Origin of the sequence: Geminicoccus roseus DSM 18922, from assembly GCF_000427665.1 — a bacterium.
GTDB lineage: Bacteria > Pseudomonadota > Alphaproteobacteria > Geminicoccales > Geminicoccaceae > Geminicoccus > Geminicoccus roseus.
In genome coordinates this window covers 3,283,774-3,301,593 of record NZ_KE386572.1, presented here as the reverse complement: position 1 = coordinate 3,301,593, position 17,820 = coordinate 3,283,774, and the positions used below count along the sequence as shown (strand labels likewise).

Sequence of the window (17,820 nt, the reverse complement as noted above, 5' to 3'; positions counted from 1 at the left end):
GGGGACAGGTCAGGCGGCGGCCGGCATCATCCGGTCGAACGGGATCTCGGTGAGCGTCGGGCCGAACTCCACCCCCGCCACCGAGGCGGCATGGACATAGCTGATGGTGAGGTAGGAGATCGGCAGGTAGACGGCCTGCTCGTGCAGGGTGGTCATCAGCCAGCGATAGTTCTCGCGGCGGGCGGCATCGTCGGTGCCGACCAGGACCTCGCCGATCCGCCGGTCGATCTCCGCCTTCATCGCCAGCCCGGACTGCGCCTGGAAGTCGGCATGGGACGGCACCCGCATCGAGCTCATGAATGCGTGCGGATCGTAGGGAGCGCCCCAGCTGTCGGCGAAGATCAGCCCGAACTCGCCGGAGCGCTGCCGGCCGGCGAAGCTGCCCTCGTCCTCGCCGACCAGCCGGACCTGGAAGCCCGCCTTGCGCAGGTCGCTCTGGATCGCCTCGGCCAGGGATTTCTGCACGGCGTCGGTGCCCATGAAGCAGAAATCCAGGGCGAGCTCCCGGCCGTCCCTGGCGCGCATTCCCTCCTCGCCGGCGGTCCAGCCGGCCGCATCCAGCGAGGCGTCGGCGGCGTCCCGGTCGAACAGCACCGGCTCCAGCGCCACGTCGGCAAACGGCACGTTCGGGGCGAACAGCGTGTCCGCCGGCCGCTCCATGTCGAGCAGGACGTTGCGGACCAGCGACGCGCGGTCCACCGCCTGGAGGATCGCCCGGCGCACCGCCGGGTCGTCGGTGGGGGCGCGGCTCGTGTTGATCGCGACCAGGCGGGAGGCGCGCGGCGGCGAGATCGCCGCCTGGAAGCGGGGATCGGCGTCCAGCCGCGCGAACGCCTCGCTGCCGATCTGGTCGGCGCCGTAGACCAGGTCGATCTCGCCGGTCTCCAGCGCCAGGACCCGGGTGTTGGGATCGGGGATGACCCGGACCAGCAGTTGCTCGTAGCCCGGCCGGCTTCCCCAGTAGGATTCGTTGCGGGCGAACCGGTCGGATTCGCCGCGCAGCGTCTCCACCAGCGTCCAGGGCCCGGTGCCGACCGGGCGGAACGCTTCGGCGGCCCCCTGCAGCACGGCCGGGGAAAGGAAGCGGAACGGGCGGACCAAGGACAGTTCGTAGAGGACCGGCTGGTAGGCCTCCTTCAGCCGCAGCCGCACCACATAGGTGTCCGGGACGTCGACGCCCTCGATCTGGCCGACCAGGCCCAGCCAGCCATGCAGGTCCCGCTCGGCGATGACCGCGTCGATGTTGGCCTTGACCGCATGGGCGTCGAACGGCTGCCCGTCGGTGAAGCGCACATCCTCGCGCAGGACGAAGTCATAGCTTCGCCCGTCCTTGGCCACCGTCCAGCCGGAAGCCAGGCAGGGCTCGATCCGGCCACCTTCGGCATAGCGGACCAGCGGCTCGTAGAGCAGCGCCTGGCCGAACATCTGGTTGGGCGCGTAGCGGTGCGGGTGGAGCGGCCCGACATTGTCGGCATGGGAGAAGACCAGGGTCGTGCTGGCGGCCCGGGCCCGGCCGGCGATGGCAGCACTTCCCAGGAGGGCAGCTGCACCTCCCAGCAATTCCCGACGCAGCATGGCGGGCGTCCCTCGTCCGGCGAAGCACGCGACGGCGCCGCCGGGCCTGCCGGCCCGGGCAGCGCGTGAGACCGGCGCGCGTATGATCATTTGGTCAAAACGTCATACCGAGCCGGCCGGAGCCCTGTCCAGCGGGATTACCGGAGGATCCTGGAAGCGCGGCTCACTCCGGGACAGGCGCGTCCTCGCGCACCAGGCCCTCCTTCTTCAGGTCGGCCCAGAAATCCTGCGGGATCTCGGTGCGGAAGATCGCCAGGTTCTCCTCCAGCTGCGCCACGGTGCGGGTGCCGGGGATGTTCGCGACGATCGCCGGGTGGCCCAGGACGAACTGCAGGGCAGCCGCCTTGAGCGGCACCTGGTGGCGCTGGCAGACCGCCTCGATCCGGCGGACCCGCTCCATGATCGGCTCGGGCGCCGGCTTGTAGTTGTACTTCGCCCCCGGCACCGCCCCAGTCGCCAGGATGCCGGAATTGTAGCCGCCGCCCAGCACCACGGACGCGCCGCGCTCCTCGCAGAGCGGCAGGAACCCGTCCAGCGCCTCCTGCTCCAGGAGGGTGTAGCGGCCGGCCAGCAGGAAGCAGTCGAAGTCGTGGCGCTTGAGGCTCTCGTGGCAGACCTGCCACTCGTTGACCCCCAGGCCCACCGCCTTGACCACGCCCTCGTCGCGCAGCTTGAGGATCGCCTTGGCCGAGCCGTTCATCGCCTTCTCGAACACTTCCGGCTGCTCGTCGCCGAAGTTGAAGCGGTCGATGTCGTGGATGAACAGGATGTCGATCCGCTCGATCGCCATGCGCTGCAGGCTGTCCTCGAAGGCGCGCATGGTGCCGTCGTAGGAGACGTCGAACTCCAGCTTGAACGGCCCGGCATTGACCCAGGGCGCGTAGTCGATGCTGTCCCGCCGGGCCGGCACCAGCCGGCGGCCGACCTTGGAGGAGACCACGAACTCGTCGCGCGGGTACCAGCGCAGCCCCTGGCCCAGGCGCAGTTCGCTCAGGCCATGGCCATAAAGGGGGGCGGTATCGAAATAGCGCACCCCGGCATCCCAGGCGGCCGAGATCATCGCGGCGCTGGTTTCCTCGGTGATCGGCTTCAGGAAATTGCCGATCGGCGCCGCCCCGAACCCGATCTGGGTCACCTCCAGCCCGCTCTTCGGCAGCCTGCGCCTGGCTATCGGATCCATGATGCGTCCCTCCCGGTCGTTTGAGGTAACCGTACGGTTACTTCAAGGAGCTGGCAAGCGGGCGGCCGCCGGCGGTCCTTCGGCATTGACCATCGCGCCGGGGAGGTGGAACGTTCATGGGGCCAATCCGGCCAGGACCGGCCCAGCGCCGGTCGTCCGCGCGAGATGCCCTCCCGGAGATCCGACCATGGCTCATGGCCACACCCAGCCGCCCTCCGCCGCCGCCCTGCGCGCCAAGGCGATCGAGACGCTGCTGGTCGAAAAGAAGCTGATCGACCAGGGCGCCCTGGAGGCGATCGTCGAGCTCTACGAGCACAAGATCGGCCCGCGCAACGGTGCGCGCGTGGTGGCCCGCGCCTGGGCCGATCCCGCCTACAAGGCCCGCCTGCTCGAGGACGGCACCGCCGCCATCGCCGAGTTCGGCTTTTCCGGCGCCCAGGGCGAGCACATGGTGGTCCTGGAGAACACCGACAGCGTGCACAACGTCGTCGTGTGCACGCTCTGCTCCTGCTATCCCTGGCCGGTCCTGGGCCTGCCGCCGGTCTGGTACAAGTCGGCGCCCTACCGCGCCCGGGTGGTGATGGAGCCGCGCGCGGTGCTGGCGGAGTTCGGCCTGGAGCTGCCCGATTCGGTGGAGATCCGGGTCTGGGACAGCAATGCCGAGATCCGCTACCTGGTCCTGCCGCAGCGCCCGCCGGGCAGCGAGGGGATGACCGAGGAGCAGTTGGCCAATCTGGTGACGCGGGATTCGATGATCGGGACCGGCCGGCCGGCCGGTCCCTCCTGAACCCTGGCCCCCTGGAGCGAGAGCGATGAACGGTGTGCACGACCTGGGCGGCCTGCACGGCTTCGGCCCGGTGGTCCGCGAGAACGACGAGCCCGTGTTCCACGCGGACTGGGAGCGGACCACGTTCGGCCTGCTCGAGATGCTGGCCTTCGAGGGCCACTGCAACATCGACGAGGCGCGCCACGCGATCGAGCGGATGGGCCCGTCCTACCTGACCACCTCCTATTACGAGCACTGGCTGGCGGCGATCGAGACGCTGTGCGTCGAGAAGGGCCTGTTCACGCCCGAGGAGCTCGACCGGACGGTGGCGGCGCTGCAGGCGAAGGGCTGAAGCCATGACCGTGATGACCAGGGACAATGTCGAGGCGGCGGCCCTGCAGGGCGGCCGCTACCTCGTGCCAAACGGACGCGAGCCGCGCTTCGCCAAGGACGAGCGGGTGCGGACCATCGCCTTCAATCCGGCGCACCACACCCGCCTGCCCGCCTACGCCAAGGGCAAGACCGGCACGGTGGTGGCCCATCGCGGCAGCTTCGTCTTCCCGGACAGCAACGCCCATGGCGGAGGCGAGCAGCCGCAGCATCTCTACAGCGTCCGCTTCGACGGCCGGGAGCTTTGGGGCGACGGCCAGTCAGGCGCGCAGGCGCTCCATCTGGATCTCTGGGAGAGCTATCTTGAGCCCTGCGGATCCTGATCCGGCCCAAGCCCGGCTGCCGGACGAGGCCGGCCTCGCCGCGAGCGAGCGGCCCTTCACCCAGCCCTGGCACGCGCAGGCGTTCGCGCTGGCGGTGGAGCTGAGCCGGGGCGGGCTGTTCACCTGGCCGGAATGGGCGGAGCGGTTCTCCGCCGTCATCGCCTCCGCACCGCAGCAGCCGGGCGAGGATGCGAACGACGCCTATTACCGCCAGTGGCTGTCGGCCCTGGAAGATCTGGTGATCGAGCGGCAGGCCTGCGCGGCGGCGGAGATCGACGCCTGCCAGTCTGCCTGGCGCCAGGCCTATCTGCGCACGCCGCACGGCGAGCCGGTCGAGCTGACCAACGCCGGCCGGCACGACCACGGCGATCACCACCATCACGGTCATGACCATGGCCGCCACCCGGTGCCGCCCGCCCCGGTTGCGGTCGCGCCGGCACGTGGCGGCTGAGGATGCTAGCCGCTCAGTCCTCTTCGTCCTCGGGATTGCACACCACTTCCCAGACATGGCCGTCCGGGTCGGCGAAATAGCCGGCGAAGCCGCCCCAGTCATGCTCGCGCGGCTCGCCGCCGACCTTGCGGCCGCCGGCGGCAGCCGCCCGCTCCACCATCGTCGTGACCCCGTCCGGGGTGGATTCGAAGGTGCTGAAGATCATCCCGCCGCCCTGGCCGGCGCCCACCACCTCGCCGAACTGGCTGGCGAAGAAGCTGCGCTCGTAGAGCACCAGGGACAGGCCGTGCTCCAGGTCGATCTTCACATGGTCGTCGCCGGTGGTGATCCGGTCGGCGGGCCAGCCGAGCCCGTCCCGGTAGAAGGCGGCGGTCCGCTCGATGTCGTCCACGGCCAGGCTGATGAAGTCGAGGCTGGGAGTGGTCATGCGCGTCTCCTCGGTACCGACCGGTGCGGGTCTGTCCATGGCGATCCGGGCAGGAGCCGGATCGGGGGCTGCGGCCCACCTTGGCTTACGGCGCAACGACGTGCCGGCGCCGGGCAGGTGAGGACCGGTCCGAGGAGGGTGCGGCGGGAGCGGCCAGGGGTAAAGCCCCTGCCGGCCAGAAGGCGGTCCGGCCGCCATCGCGATCCCGCGAGGCGCCCTGCCCCGATGGCGGCACTGCGCCATCGGGGCCAAGGACGCTACTTGCGGGCCTTGCGCGCCGCGTAGCGTGCGTCGCGGGCGGCCTTCTGGGCTGCCGCGAGCTCGACGGCACGCTGGGCCTCGAGCTCGGCCTCGGCAGCCGCGGCCGCCTTCTCGGCCTCGATCTCCGCCTCGCGCCTGGCCTTCTCGGCCTCCTGCTGGGCCTGCAGCTCGCGCTTGGCCGCATCGCGCTCGGCCTTGCGGGCCTCGCGCGCGCGGGCAATCGCTACCCGCTCCGCCTGCCGCTCGGCGGCGGCGGGATCGTTCGCCGTCGCCTTGGCGCGGAAACGTTCGAGCAGTGCCTTCTTCGCCTCGGCGGAACTGTTCGCCCGGTCCGAGAAGTTGACACTTTTCGATTCGACACTCTTTGAATTTGGCATGTGGTCCATGTGATATTGTTGCAGGGGCGTTTCAACCCTGCCGGCACCGCATCTATCCGACCTGCCTGGACGAAGCGACGGGAAACGTCACCGTCCGGCCGGAGCGCGTCGCCGGACCTTACCAGATCAGGTAGCCGCCATCGATCACGTAGGCGGATCCGGTCACGAAATCGGACGCCGGGCTGGCAAGGTAGAGGGCGAGCGGCCCGATTTCCTCCGGTTCGCCCGGCCGGCCCATCGGCACCTGCTGCACGAAGGTCTGGATCACCTCCGGGCGAAGCTCGTTCCAGCGCTTGTTGGCGTCGGTCATGAACAGGCCGGGGCAGATCGCGTTGACGTTGACGTTGCGGGTCGCCCAGTCGGCGGCGGTCGCCTTGGTGAAATGCAGGAGCGCCGCCTTGGCGGTCTCGTAATGGCGGCCATGGATGCCGCGATTGGCGATGATGGCGCTGATCGAGGCGATGTTGATGATCTTGGAGCGGGTCGGCCGATCCAGCATCGAGCCGCCGATCAGCTTGGTGGCCAGAAAGGCGCTGGTCAGGTTCAGGTCGATCATCTCCTGCCAGGTTGCGAGCGGCATCTCCTCGGTCGGGATGTTGGCCTCCCGGTTACCGACATTGTTGATCAGGATGTCGATCTGCCCCGGAATCGCCAGCGCCTCCTGGCAGGCCCGCTCGCACTGCGCCGGGTCGGCCATGTCGGCGGTGATCGTCCAGGCCTGCCGGCCGAGCGCCCGGATCTCGTCGGCGGTGCTCTCCAGCGTGTCCGGCGTGCGGCCGGTCAGGATGACGTCGGCGCCGGCCTCGGCGATCGCTAGCGCCATGGCCCGGCCGAGCCCGCGGCTGCCGCCGGTGACCATCAGCCGCTTGCCGTCGACTTTGAACAGATCGAGTACGCCCATCGCCATTCTCCCGCCTGGCTGTTCGGTGCAGCACCCACGAGCCGCCCCCTCGCGTCAAGAGCCGCCCCGCGATGTCGCAGGTCTATTGATCATACCAAACTGATATATTAGCTTGTGGGCGACTGGCCGATCGAACCAGGGAACAGGGAGGCGAGCCTTGCTGCTCGACGACAACCGGCTGCTGCCATTCGAACCGGATGCGCGTGCCTTGGCGCGACGCCTGTACGACGAGATCAGCGGCCTGCCGATCGTCAGCCCGCATGGCCATACCGATCCCAGCTGGTATGCCCGCAACGAGCCGTTCCCCGACCCTGCCCAGCTGTTCGTGGTGCCCGACCACTACGTGTTCCGGATGCTGTACAGCCAGGGGGTGCCCCTGGAGGATCTGGGCGTCCCGACGGTCGACGGCAGCCCGGTCGAGACCGACGGACGCAGGATCTGGCGGCGCTTTGCCGAGCACTACCATTTGTTCCGCGGCACCCCGACCCGGCTGTGGCTGGACCACGCCTTCCAGACCCTGTTCGACCTGGACGAGCGCCTCTCGGCCCGCAACGCCGACCACTATTACGACCAGATCGCCAGCTACCTTTCCAGGCCCGAGTTCCGCCCCCGCGCCCTGTTCGAGCGGTTCAACATCGAGGTGATCGCCACCACCGAGAGCCCGCTCGACGATCTGCGCTGGCACCGGCAGATCCGGGAATCCGGCTGGCAGGGCCGGGTGGTCACCGCCTACCGCCCGGATCCGGTGGTCGATCCGGACTTCCCGGGCTTCGCCGCCAACCTGGAGCGGCTGGCCGAGATCACCGGCTGCGAGCTTGGCAGCTGGCGGGGCTATCTCGACGCGCACCGCCAGCGCCGCGCCTTCTTCCAGGAGATGGGCGCCACCTCCACCGACCACGGCCACCCCACCGCCGCCACCCTGGCCCTGGACGAGGCCCAGGCGGCGGCACTCTACGCGAAGGTGCGGACCGGCGATGCCGATCCGGCCGAGCGGGAGGCATTCCGCGCCCAGATGCTCACCGAGATGGCGAAGATGAGCCTGGACGACGGGCTGGTGATGCAGATCCATCCGGGCTCGCTGCGCTGCCACGACCCTTATGGATTCGCCAGGTTCGGCCGCGACAAGGGCGCCGACATCCCCACCCGCACCGATTATGTCCGGGCGCTGCAGCCGCTCTTGAGCCTGGTCGGCCACCGGTCCGACCTGTCGATCATCCTGTTCACGCTGGACGAGAGCACCTACGCCCGCGAGCTGGCGCCGCTGGCCGGTTATTATCCCTGCCTGAAGCTCGGCCCGGCCTGGTGGTTCTTCGACAGCGCCGACGGGATGCGCCGCTACCGCGAGCTGACCACCGAGACCGCCGGCTTCTACAACACGGTCGGCTTCAACGACGACACCCGCGCCTTTCCCTCGATCCCGGCCCGTCACGACGTGGCGCGCCGGGTCGACTGCGCGTTCCTGGCGAACCTGGTCCTCACCGGCCGGCTCGACGAGGACGAAGCCCACGAGCTCGCGCATGACCTGGCCTACGGCCTCGCCAAGAAGGCCTACCGCCTCTGATCCATCCTTCAGGGAGAAGCTTCATGATCCGCAGACTGTTTTTGGGCGCCACCGCCGCCCTGGCACTCATGACCGGCACTGGCCAGGCCCAGGAGATGATCCTGCGCTCGGCCGACATCCATCCCGACGGCTACCCGACCGTCGAGGCGGTCAAGTACATGGGCGAGCTGCTCCAGCAAAAGACCGACGGTCGGATCTCGGTCGAGGTGTTCCATTCCCGCCAGCTCGGCGAGGAGAAGGACACGATCGAGCAGACCCGGTTCGGCGTGATCGACATGAACCGCGTCAACCTGGCCCCGTTCAACAACCTGGTCCCGGCGACGGTGGTCCCCGCCCTGCCCTTCATCTTCCGCTCCACCGAGCACATGCACCAGGTGATGGACGGCGAGATCGGCGACGAGATCCGCGCCGCGTTCGAGCCGCACGACCTGGTGGCGCTGGCCTACTACGACAGCGGCGCCCGCTCGTTCTACACGGTGGGCAAGCCGATCCGCGGCATCGAGGACATGCAGGGCCAGAAGATCCGCGTCCAGCAGTCCGACATGTGGCTGTCGATGATGCAGGCGCTGAACGCCAACCCGACGCCCATGTCGTTCGGCGAGGTTTATTCCGCGCTGCAGACCGGCGTGATCGACGGGGCGGAGAACAACTGGCCGTCCCTCGAATCCTCCAAGCACTACGAGGTCGCGAAGTTCTACACGCTGACCGAGCACTCCATGTCGCCGGAAGTCCTGGTGATGGCTAAGGCGACCTGGGACAAGCTCAGCCCCGAGGACCAGCAGGCGGTCCAGGAGGCCGCCCAGGAATCGGTCGGCAAGATGCGCGATCTCTGGGCCGAGCGCGAGAAGGCGTCGGAGGAGATCGTGCGCCAGGCCGGCGTCGAGGTGATCGAGGTCGACAAGCAGCCCTTCGTCGACGCGATGGGTCCGGTCTACGAGGAGTTCGCCAACACGCCCGAGCTCAAGGACCTGGTGGAGCGCATCCAGGCGGTCGAGTAGTCGCCCGGCCCGCCGCCCGGTCGGGCGGCGGGCCACTTCGATCCCACCGACATCCGCCAAGGGTCACGCCCACGTGCGCTCCGCCCTGCATCGCCTAGCCGGCCTGCTCCATCTCCTGTCGACCGCGGCCTTGTGGATCGCCGGCATCGGCCTGGTCGCCATGACCGCCGCCACCGCCTGGCAGGTGTTCGGCCGCTATGTCCTCAACAGCTCGCCCAGCTGGACCGAGCAGGTCTCGCTCCTGCTGATGGGCTGGTTCATCTTCCTGGGTGCCGCCGCCGGCGTGCGCGAGGATACCCATCTGGGCTTCGACGTGCTGGTCGGCGCGGTGCCGGCGCCGGTCGCCGGCGTCATGCGCCTGGCCAGCGACCTCGCGGTGATCGTGTTCGGCGCGGGCATGACCTACTTCGGCACCCAGCTCGCCGCCGGCACCTGGAGCGCCACCATCCCGGTGCTGCGCCTGCCCGGCACCGTCGAATACGTGTCGATCGTGGCGGGCGGCCTGCTGATCGCCCTGTTCGGGCTGGAAAAGCTGGTCCGCCGCCTGGCCGGCATGGCGCCGGTCCATCCCAGCGTCCACGACGCGCGCCCCGAGGAGGCGGCATGGAACTCCTGATCCTGTTCGGGACGTTCGTCGTCCTGCTGCTGATCGGCACGCCGGTCGCGTTCTGCCTAGGGGTCGCCTCGTTCGCGACCGTGTTCTACATCGGCATGCCGCCGCTCATCGTGTTCCAGCGCCTGACCTCGGGCGTGTCCAGCTTCGCGCTGATGGCGATCCCGTTCTTCATTTATGCGGGCGACCTGATGGTGCGCGGCGGGATCGCCGACCGGCTGGTGCGCCTGGCCGGCTCGATCGTGGGCCACCTGCGCGGGGGCCTGGGCCAGGTCAACATCGCCGCCTCGACCCTGTTCGGCGGGATCTCCGGCTCGGCGGTGGCCGACGCCTCGGCGATCGGGGGGCTGATGATCCCGCAGATGAAAGAGCGCGGCTACGACGTCGACTACGCGGTCAACATCACCGTCACCAGCGCGGTGATCGCCCTTCTGATCCCGCCGTCCCACAACATGATCATCTACTCGATCTCGGCGGGCGGCACGATCTCGATCGCCGACCTGTTCACCGCCGGGATCGTGCCCGGCCTGATGCTGGCCGCGGCGCTGATGATCGCTGCCTGGTTCGTGGCGAAGAAGCGCGGCTACCCCACCGAGCCTTTCCCCGGGCTCACGATGATTTTGCGTCTGGCGGTCACGGCGATCCCGGGCATCCTGCTGATCGCGATCATCTTCGGCGGGGTGCGCTCGGGCGTGTTCACCGCCTCGGAAAGCTCCTGCATCGCGATCGTCTACGCCCTGTTCGTCACCGTGCTGGTCTATCGCTCGATGTCCTGGGCGGATTTCACGGCGGCGACGCTGGGTGCGGTGCGCACCACCGCCATGGTCCTGCTGGTGATCGGCGCTGCCGCCGCGTTCGGCTGGCTGCTGGCCTACCTGCGCGTCCCGGCCGGCATGATCGCGTTCATGAAGACGATCTCGGAGAACCCGATCGTCATCCTGCTGCTGCTGAACCTGATCCTCCTGTTCCTCGGCACCTTCATGGACATGTCGCCGCTGATCGTGATCACCACCCCGATCTTTTTGCCGGTGGTGACCGCCTACGGCATGGACCCGGTCCATTTCGGCGCCGTCCTGGTGCTCAATCTCGGCATCGGCCTTTGCACCCCGCCGGTGGGCTCGGTCCTGTTCGTGGGCTGCGCGGTCGCCAAGATCCCGATCTGGCAGGCGGTGCGCACGATCTGGCCGTTCTACTTCGCCTCGGTCCTGGTGCTCCTGCTGGTGACCTACATCCCCGCTTTGTCCCTGTGGCTGCCGAGCCTGTTCCATTGACAGCGGCAGCCGGCCGGGCCTCCTGCCCGAACCTTCCCATCGCCCGAGGACCTTCGCCCATGCCCCTGTTCGCCACCACCGCCGATGCCCCCTGGCGCGACGTCGCTCCCGGCGTCCGCCGCCAGATCCTGAGCCACGACCCGGCGATGATGACGGTGCGTGTCGCCTTCGAGAAAGGTGCGGTCGGCGCCATGCACCAGCACCCGCATACCCAGGTCAGCGTGGTCGAGCGGGGCGTGTTCGACGTCACCATCGCGGGCGAGACCAAGCGCCTGCAGGAAGGCGACATCTACCACGTGCCTTCCGACGCGGTGCATGGCTGCGTGGCGGTGGAGGCCGGCGCGCTCCTGGACGTGTTCACGCCGCGCCGCGACGAGTTCCTGGACGACTGACGCCGTTCCTAAGGCCCGTCCCGCCGATGGGCGGGCCTCCCCCTCTCCCCGACAGGCACGTCCGAGCGCCAACCTCCCGCCACCGCCACCGCCACCGCCCAAGGGTGCGCGGGCGATGCGACACAGGCTGTGACATCAGACTCATTTAGACATTTTCTGGATGGCTTGTCAGGATCGAAGTCGCTACGTCCTGTTCGCGGGGGTCGCGGACGAGAACGGCATGGACCAGATCGACGATCGTGAAGCTGTTCAGATCGACACGATTATTTCCGGACATATCCAAGACCCGGTGATCGTCGTCACCGCGAATTACAAGATAATATTCTGGAACGCTGGGGCGGCCCGCGCGTTCGGTTACGAGGCGGCCGAGGCGGTCGGCCAGGATCTTGGAGTCCTGCTCCAGATCTCCCGCGAGGAACGTCGGCGGGTCCTGAACATCATCGAGTCCGGGGGCGGCACCTACGACGCGATCCGGCGGCGCAAGGACGGGCGCCTCATCCATGTCGACGTCACCGCCACCCCGCTCCCGAGCGAGGGGCCTTCGGGCCGGCAGGTCGCCATCGTGGTGAAGGACGTAACCGGGATCAAGGTGCAGCGCGACGCCCGGCTGCTCGGGAACCGGTTCCACGGCCTGCTCGACGCGATCCCGGACGCGGTGGTGGTGGTCAACGCCACCGGCCACATCGTCCACACCAACCGGCACATGGTCCGCCTGTTCGGCTATGCCCAGGACGAACTGCTGGGCCGCCGGATCGACCTGCTGCTGCCGCACTTCCACGATCTGGTCGGCGCGGCGCCGGCGGCCGGCGAGGCCCTGGACGGCCAGGAGCAGCAGGGCCGGCGCGCGGACGGATCCGGGTTTCCGGTCCAGGTCAGCCTGGGCAGCCTGGACCTCGACCAGGAGCAGCTCACCGTCGGCTCGATCCGCGACATCACCGCCCAGAAGAAGGCGGAGCAGAAGTTCCGGATGCTGCTGGAGGCGGCCCCCGACGCCATGGTGATCGTCGACCAGGAGGGCCGGATCGTCCTGGTGAACTCGCAGGCCGAGATCCTGTTCGGCTTCGACCGCAGCGAGCTCCTGGGCGAGACCATCGAGGTCCTCCTGCCCGAGCGCTTCCGGGCGGCGCACCCCAAGCTCCGCCAGGGCTTCTTCGCCCAGTCCCGGGTCCGCCCGCTCGGCACCGGCGTCCTGAACCTGTTCGGCCAGCGGCGGGACGGCTCCGAGTTCCCGATCGAGATCAGCCTCAACCCCCTGCAGACCGGCGACGAGCTGCTGGTCTCCAGCGCCATCCGCGACGTCACCGAGCGGCACCGGCTGGACCGGCTGAAGAACGAGTTCATCTCCACCGTCAGCCACGAGCTGCGCACGCCGCTCACCTCGATCTGCGGCTCGCTCGGCCTGGTGATGGGCGGGGCCACCGGCACTCCTCCGGAGCCGATGAAAGCCTTCCTCCAGCTTGCCCACAAGAACAGCGAGCTGCTGGCGAGCCTCATCAACGACATCCTGGACATCGAGAAGATCGACATGGGGCGCATGGAGCTGAGCCTGGGGCGCTTCGACGCCCGCTCCATGGTCGAGCGGGCGATCGAAAGCATCCAGGGGGTCGCCCTGCAGCACCAGGTTGCTGTCCGCTTCCTGCACCCTCCCGACCTGCCGCTGCCGGTCAACGGTGACGCCGGCCTGCTCGCGCGGGTGATGGCCAGCCTCCTGTCGAATGCCGCGAAGTTCTCCCCTCGCGGCGCCACGGTCGACATCACCCTGGAGGTGGTGGAGAGGTTTGTGCGGGTCGGCGTCCGGGACCAGGGAACCGGGGTGCCGCTGGCGTTCCGCCCCCGGATCTTCCAGCGCTTCGCCCAGGCCGATGCCACCGACATCCGCCGCCTGGGTGGCGCGGGCCTCGGCCTCTCCATCGCCAAGGCCCTGGTGGAGAAGCATGGCGGGACCATCGGCTACGAGGACGTGGCCGACGGCGGCACCCGGTTCTGGTTCACCCTGCCCTTGGCCGAGGCCCAGGTGGACGAGGACATCCGGGCGGCCTGACCGCTCCGACCCGGCTCCCGCCGGTCAGCGTTCGTCCAGCAGCTCGAACACCGTCTCGGTCCGGGCGCGCCCAGGCAGCTCGATGGTGCCGTGCGGCCGGAAGGCGAACCGGTCGGCCGCCTGCGCGTGGGTGGCTTCCGAGACCAGGATCCGCGTGCCCAGCCGCTTGTTGGCGGCCTCCAGCCGGGCGGCCAGGTTCACTGCGTCGCCGATCACCGTGTAGGTGCGCGCCTGCTGCGGCCCCAGGCTGCCGGCGATCACCTCGCCGGTGGCGATCCCGCAGCGGATCTCGATCGCCTCGGCCTCGGCCAGGACCTTGAACTCCCGGCGGATGCGTTCGCGCAGGTCCGGCAGCTTGGCGCGCTGCGCCAGGGCCGCCCGGCAGGCCAGCACCGCCGGATCGCCGGCCGGCGCGAACACCGGCGACCAGAACGCCATGATCCCGTCGCCGATATACTTGTCGGTGACCCCCTGGTTGGCCCCGATCGGCGCCGACATCTCCTCCAGGTAGGCGTTCAGGAAAGCGACGATGTCGGACGGCGCCAGCCGCTCGGCCAGGCGGGTGAAGCCCTGCAGGTCCAAGAACGCGATGGTGGCGGTCTGCCGGCTGCCCTCGTCGATCTGGTCGGCCTGGTCGATCAGCCGCTCGACGATGCGCGGGTCGATATAGGAGCCGAACAGGCGCTTGAGCTTGCGCCGCTTGCGCTCGCCGGAGATGTCGGCCAGCAGCACGATGACCCCGCCCGGATCCTCGGCCTCGCCGCGCAAGAGCGTGGTGCGCACCATCAGGTCGCGGATCCCGGCCGGCAGGCTCAGCACCACTTCCCGCTCATGGGTCACCGCCGGCTCGTAGAGGGCCTGCAGCAGCACCTCGTTCAGCGGCTCGAACGCCTCGTCGAGCAGGAACACCTCGGCATAGGTCTGCCCGGTCACCTCGGCGGGCACCAGGTCGAGCAGGCGGGCAGCGGCCGGGTTGAGGGTGATCAGCCGGCCTTCCAGGTCCAGGGTCAGGACGCCGTCCTGCAGGTCGGCGAGGATCCGCTCGTGGATCTGCAGTTCGGCGGCCAAGCTTCGTCTCCGTTTGATCGGGATGGCCCGGGATCATGCGCAGGCGCGGCCGCCAAGTCACGATCTCCCGGCCGCCGCCTTGCCCCGATCCGCCGGACGCCGCATCCTGGCAGCCGGGCGGGCCGCCCAAGGCATCACCCGGTGCCTCGGCTCGCCGGACCGGTTGTCGATGCAGATCCGCCATCTGGCCTATTTCGCAGCGCTCGGCCGCGAGCTCCATTTCGGCCGGGCCGCGGCGGCCTGCAACATCACCCAGTCGACCCTGTCCGCCGCGATCCGCCAGCTGGAGGAGGAGGTCGGCGCACCGTTGGTGGAGCGCGACCGCCGCTTTCGCGACTTTACGCCCGAGGGCCGGGTGCTGCTGGACTGGGCGCGCCGGATGCTCTCCGAACGCGACGCCCTGGACCAGGACCTGAGCGCGCTGCGCCGCGGCCTGACCGGCCATCTGCGCATCGGCGCCATCCCGATGGCGCTGCCGATCGTGGGCTTGGTCACCACGCCCTTGCTGGAAGCCTATCCGGGCGTGCGCCTGACCGTCACCTCGCGCACCTCGGTGGAGATCCAGCGCGGCCTGGACGAGTTCCGCTTCGAGGCGGGCCTCACCTACCTGGACAACGAGCCCCTGCACGGGATGCGCGCCATCCCGCTCTACCGCGAGCGCTACCTGCTGGTGACGCCGGCGGACGGGCCCTTCGCGGGCCGCAGCGAGGTGCGCTGGGCGGAGACCGCGGCGGTGCCGTTGTGCCTGCTCACCCCGGACATGCAGAACCGGCGGATCCTGAACGGCATCTTCACCGAGCTCGGCCTTCGGCCCGAGCCGCGCCTGGAAACCAACTCGGTGATGGCGCTTTATTCGCAGATGCGCACCGGGGCCTGGTCCAGCGTCCTGCCGCACAGCTTCCTGTGGGTATCCGGCACGCCCGCCGGGATGATCGCCCTGCCTCTGGTCGAGCCTTCGCCCAGCCATGAGATCGGCCTGGTGTTCCGCGACCAGACCCCGGTGCCCCCGCTGGTGGCCGCTCTCGAAAAAGCGACATCCGCGTTGCGCCTTCAGGACGTGATCGAGTAGCTGCACAACCATGATCGACATTCTCGATCAGGCCATCGAATTATCCCGTTTGATCATTGGCATGCGCAGGTAGATAGAATCAGTCGACATCGTTGACCGCTTTGGGAGGCGGCCGGGTTGACCACGCAGCGTCGGTATCTGGATTTCGACGCGGACCTCGTCCGCACCATCGCCCTGGAGCTGAAGCCGCTGGAGGGACCGCTCCTGCCGATCCTCCACGCGCTGGTCGACCGGTTCGGCTTTGTCGACGAGCGGGCGATCCCGGTGATCGCCGACGTCCTGAACCTGTCCCGCGCCGACGTGCATGGCGTGGCCAGCTTCTACCACGACTTCCGCCACCACCCGGCCGGCCAGCACGTCATCAAGGTCTGCCGGGCGGAAGCCTGCCAGTCGATGGGCTCGGACGGGATCCTGGAATCCATGGAAACGGCGCTCGGCATCCGCCTGGGCCAGACCACCCCGGACGGCCGGGTGACGCTGGAGCCGGTCTATTGCCTGGGCCTGTGCGCCACCGCACCCGCGGCCCTGGTGGACGGCGAGGTGCATGGCCGGCTCGACCCGCCAGGCGCTGCGGCGCTGGCAAGGGAGGCACGGGCATGACCGCGATCCGCGTCTTCGTTCCGCAGGATGCCGCCGCCCTGGCGGTGGGCGCCGGGCGGGTGGTTTCGGCGATCCGCGCCGAGGCGCTGGCGCGCGGCTGCGAGATCGAGATCGTGCGCAACGGCAGCCGGGGCATGTTCTGGCTGGAGCCGCTGGTCGAGGTCGAGCTGCCGCAGGGCCGGGTCGGCTACGGCCCGGTCGCCGCCTCCGACGTGCCCGGCCTGTTCGACGCCGGCTTCCTTCAGGGCGGCAGCCACCCGCTCGCTAAAGGCATCGTCGCCGACCTTCCCTGGCTGACCTGCCAGCAGCGCCTGACCTTTGCCCGCTGCGGCATCACCGCCCCGCTGTCCCTGGACGATTACCGCGCCCATGGCGGCCTGGTCGGGCTCACTGCCGCCCTGCAGATGGACCCCGCCGCCATCGTCGAGGAGGTGACGAAGTCCGGCCTGCGCGGCCGTGGTGGTGCTGGCTTTCCGACCGGGATCAAGTGGCGCACGGCGGCCGCGGCACCAGCCGAGCAGCGCTACATCGTCTGCAACGCCGACGAGGGCGACAGCGGCACGTTTGCCGACCGGATGATCATGGAGGGCGACCCGTACCTCCTGATCGAGGGCATGGCGATCGCCGGCCTCGCGGTGAACGCCACCAAGGGCTTCGTCTACATCCGCTCCGAATACCCGCACGCCTTCAAGACCTTTTCTGAGGCGATCCGGATCGCCGAGGAAGCCGGGATCCTGGGCGGCGACGTGCTGGGTAGCGGCCGTGCCTTCCACCTGGAAGCGCGCCTTGGTGCCGGCGCCTATATCTGCGGCGAGGAAACCTCGCTCCTGGAGAGCCTGGAGGGCAAGCGCGGCACGGTGCGCAAGAAGCCGCCGCTCCCGGCAATCGAGGGCCTGTTCGGCAAGCCCACCATCATCAACAACCTCCTTTCCCTGGCCGCCGTGCCGACCATCCTGGCGATGGGTTCGGCCTTCTACCAGGAGTTCGGGATCGGCCGCTCGCGCGGCACCATGCCGATCCAGCTGGCCGGCAACGTCGCGCATGGCGGCCTGATCGAGCGCGCCTTCGGCCTGACGCTCGGCGACATCGTCGAGGGCCTGGGCGGCGGCACCCGCACCGGCCGGCCGATCCGCGCCGTGCAGGTCGGCGGCCCGCTTGGCGCCTACTGGCCGACCCATCTGTTCGACACGCCTTTCGAGTACGAGGCGTTCGCCGCCAAGGGCGGGATGATCGGCCATGGCGGGATCGTGGTGTTCGACGACAGCGTCGACCTGGCGAAGCAGGCGCGCTTCGCCATGGAGTTCTGCGCCATCGAGTCCTGCGGCAAGTGCACGCCCTGCCGGGTGGGCTCGACCCGCGGGGTCGAGGTGCTGGACCGGATCATCGCCGGGGAGGACGTGGTCAACCAGATCACCCTGCTCCAGGACCTGACCGAGCTGATGCGGGACGGCTCGCTTTGCGCCCTGGGCGGCCTCACGCCCATGCCGGTGCTGAGCGCGCTCACCCACTTCCCCGAAGACTTCGACCGCGCGCCCCTGGCGCAGGCCGCCGAGTAA

Annotated in this window: 19 protein-coding genes; 13 read left to right on the top strand and 6 right to left on the bottom strand. The window is 69.3% G+C overall.

Features of this window, described 5'->3' with window-relative positions:
* Positions 1-9 precede the first annotated feature (9 nt).
* Together nikA and GEMRO_RS0116575 are read right to left on the bottom strand one after the other, a co-directional pair.
* On the bottom strand, positions 10-1,575 hold the full coding sequence (nikA, locus tag GEMRO_RS0116580) for a nickel ABC transporter substrate-binding protein (protein WP_027134900.1): 1,566 nt from the start codon (positions 1,573-1,575) through the stop codon (positions 10-12).
* 163 nt (positions 1,576-1,738) lie between these two features.
* Entirely contained in the window at positions 1,739-2,755 is a 1,017-nt protein-coding gene (locus tag GEMRO_RS0116575) for an aldo/keto reductase (RefSeq protein WP_027134899.1), read from the bottom strand.
* Between the two features lie 187 nt (positions 2,756-2,942).
* Here GEMRO_RS0116575 and nthA point away from each other — a divergent pair, with 187 nt between their 5' ends.
* The 4 genes from nthA to GEMRO_RS0116560 are packed head-to-tail and all read left to right on the top strand — an operon-like array spanning position 2,943 to position 4,685.
* Complete coding sequence (gene nthA / locus GEMRO_RS0116570; RefSeq protein WP_027134898.1) at positions 2,943-3,542, top strand: nitrile hydratase subunit alpha; 600 nt, start codon at positions 2,943-2,945, stop codon at positions 3,540-3,542.
* Positions 3,543-3,567: 25 nt separating this feature from the next.
* The gene (locus GEMRO_RS35685) at positions 3,568-3,873 is read left to right on the top strand and encodes an SH3-like domain-containing protein (RefSeq protein WP_205625002.1); all 306 of its coding nucleotides are present in this window, start codon (positions 3,568-3,570) and stop codon (positions 3,871-3,873) included.
* 4 nt (positions 3,874-3,877) lie between these two features.
* Positions 3,878-4,234 carry an SH3-like domain-containing protein gene (locus GEMRO_RS35680; protein ID WP_205625000.1) on the top strand — a complete coding sequence of 119 codons (357 nt, stop codon included), beginning with the start codon at positions 3,878-3,880 and terminating at the stop codon, positions 4,232-4,234.
* Positions 4,215-4,685, top strand: coding sequence for a nitrile hydratase accessory protein (locus tag GEMRO_RS0116560; protein ID WP_051329146.1), 471 nt, complete (start codon positions 4,215-4,217; stop codon positions 4,683-4,685). Before GEMRO_RS35680 ends, GEMRO_RS0116560 begins: the two co-directional genes overlap by 20 nt.
* Before the next feature lie 13 nt (positions 4,686-4,698).
* Here the strand turns inward: GEMRO_RS0116560 and GEMRO_RS34715 are convergent, their stop codons facing one another.
* From GEMRO_RS34715 to GEMRO_RS0116545, 3 genes are all read right to left on the bottom strand, one after another.
* Positions 4,699-5,112: a VOC family protein gene (locus GEMRO_RS34715; RefSeq protein ID WP_027134896.1), complete on the bottom strand. Its 414-nt coding sequence runs from the start codon at positions 5,110-5,112 to the stop codon at positions 4,699-4,701.
* 257 nt (positions 5,113-5,369) lie between these two features.
* Complete coding sequence (locus GEMRO_RS0116550) at positions 5,370-5,759, bottom strand: DUF6481 family protein (protein WP_240476702.1); 390 nt, start codon at positions 5,757-5,759, stop codon at positions 5,370-5,372.
* 109 nt (positions 5,760-5,868) lie between these two features.
* Positions 5,869-6,651: an SDR family NAD(P)-dependent oxidoreductase gene (locus tag GEMRO_RS0116545; protein ID WP_027134894.1), complete on the bottom strand. Its 783-nt coding sequence runs from the start codon at positions 6,649-6,651 to the stop codon at positions 5,869-5,871.
* A gap of 160 nt (positions 6,652-6,811) precedes the next feature.
* On the opposite strand from GEMRO_RS0116545, the gene uxaC reads away from it, so the two are divergent.
* The 6 genes from uxaC to GEMRO_RS30115 all read left to right on the top strand — a co-directional run bounded on the left by uxaC (position 6,812) and on the right by GEMRO_RS30115 (position 13,527).
* Entirely contained in the window at positions 6,812-8,212 is a 1,401-nt protein-coding gene (gene uxaC, locus GEMRO_RS0116540; RefSeq protein ID WP_027134893.1) for a glucuronate isomerase, read from the top strand.
* Between the two features lie 23 nt (positions 8,213-8,235).
* The gene (locus tag GEMRO_RS0116535) at positions 8,236-9,210 is read left to right on the top strand and encodes a TRAP transporter substrate-binding protein (RefSeq protein WP_051329145.1); all 975 of its coding nucleotides are present in this window, start codon (positions 8,236-8,238) and stop codon (positions 9,208-9,210) included.
* Positions 9,211-9,283: 73 nt separating this feature from the next.
* Positions 9,284-9,826, top strand: coding sequence for a TRAP transporter small permease (locus GEMRO_RS0116530; RefSeq protein ID WP_027134891.1), 543 nt, complete (start codon positions 9,284-9,286; stop codon positions 9,824-9,826).
* Entirely contained in the window at positions 9,814-11,094 is a 1,281-nt protein-coding gene (locus GEMRO_RS0116525) for a TRAP transporter large permease (RefSeq protein WP_027134890.1), read from the top strand. Before GEMRO_RS0116530 ends, GEMRO_RS0116525 begins: the two co-directional genes overlap by 13 nt.
* A 59-nt stretch (positions 11,095-11,153) precedes the next feature.
* Complete coding sequence (locus GEMRO_RS0116520; protein WP_027134889.1) at positions 11,154-11,486, top strand: cupin domain-containing protein; 333 nt, start codon at positions 11,154-11,156, stop codon at positions 11,484-11,486.
* A gap of 220 nt (positions 11,487-11,706) precedes the next feature.
* A complete protein-coding gene (locus tag GEMRO_RS30115; RefSeq protein WP_051329144.1) occupies positions 11,707-13,527 on the top strand; it encodes a PAS domain-containing sensor histidine kinase in 1,821 nt (606 codons plus the stop codon).
* A 24-nt stretch (positions 13,528-13,551) separates the two neighbouring features.
* On the opposite strand, the gene GEMRO_RS30110 is transcribed toward GEMRO_RS30115, so the two are convergent.
* Positions 13,552-14,595, bottom strand: coding sequence for an adenylate/guanylate cyclase domain-containing protein (locus GEMRO_RS30110; protein ID WP_051329143.1), 1,044 nt, complete (start codon positions 14,593-14,595; stop codon positions 13,552-13,554).
* 169 nt (positions 14,596-14,764) lie between these two features.
* Between GEMRO_RS30110 and GEMRO_RS30105 the strand changes: the two genes are divergently transcribed.
* From GEMRO_RS30105 to GEMRO_RS0116495, 3 genes are all read left to right on the top strand, one after another.
* Positions 14,765-15,664, top strand: a complete 900-nt coding sequence (locus GEMRO_RS30105) for a LysR family transcriptional regulator (protein WP_035487398.1) — start codon at positions 14,765-14,767, stop codon at positions 15,662-15,664.
* Between the two features lie 138 nt (positions 15,665-15,802).
* The gene (locus GEMRO_RS0116500; RefSeq protein WP_027134888.1) at positions 15,803-16,264 is read left to right on the top strand and encodes a formate dehydrogenase subunit gamma; all 462 of its coding nucleotides are present in this window, start codon (positions 15,803-15,805) and stop codon (positions 16,262-16,264) included.
* Complete coding sequence (locus GEMRO_RS0116495) at positions 16,261-17,820, top strand: formate dehydrogenase beta subunit (protein WP_027134887.1); 1,560 nt, start codon at positions 16,261-16,263, stop codon at positions 17,818-17,820. Before GEMRO_RS0116500 ends, GEMRO_RS0116495 begins: the two co-directional genes overlap by 4 nt.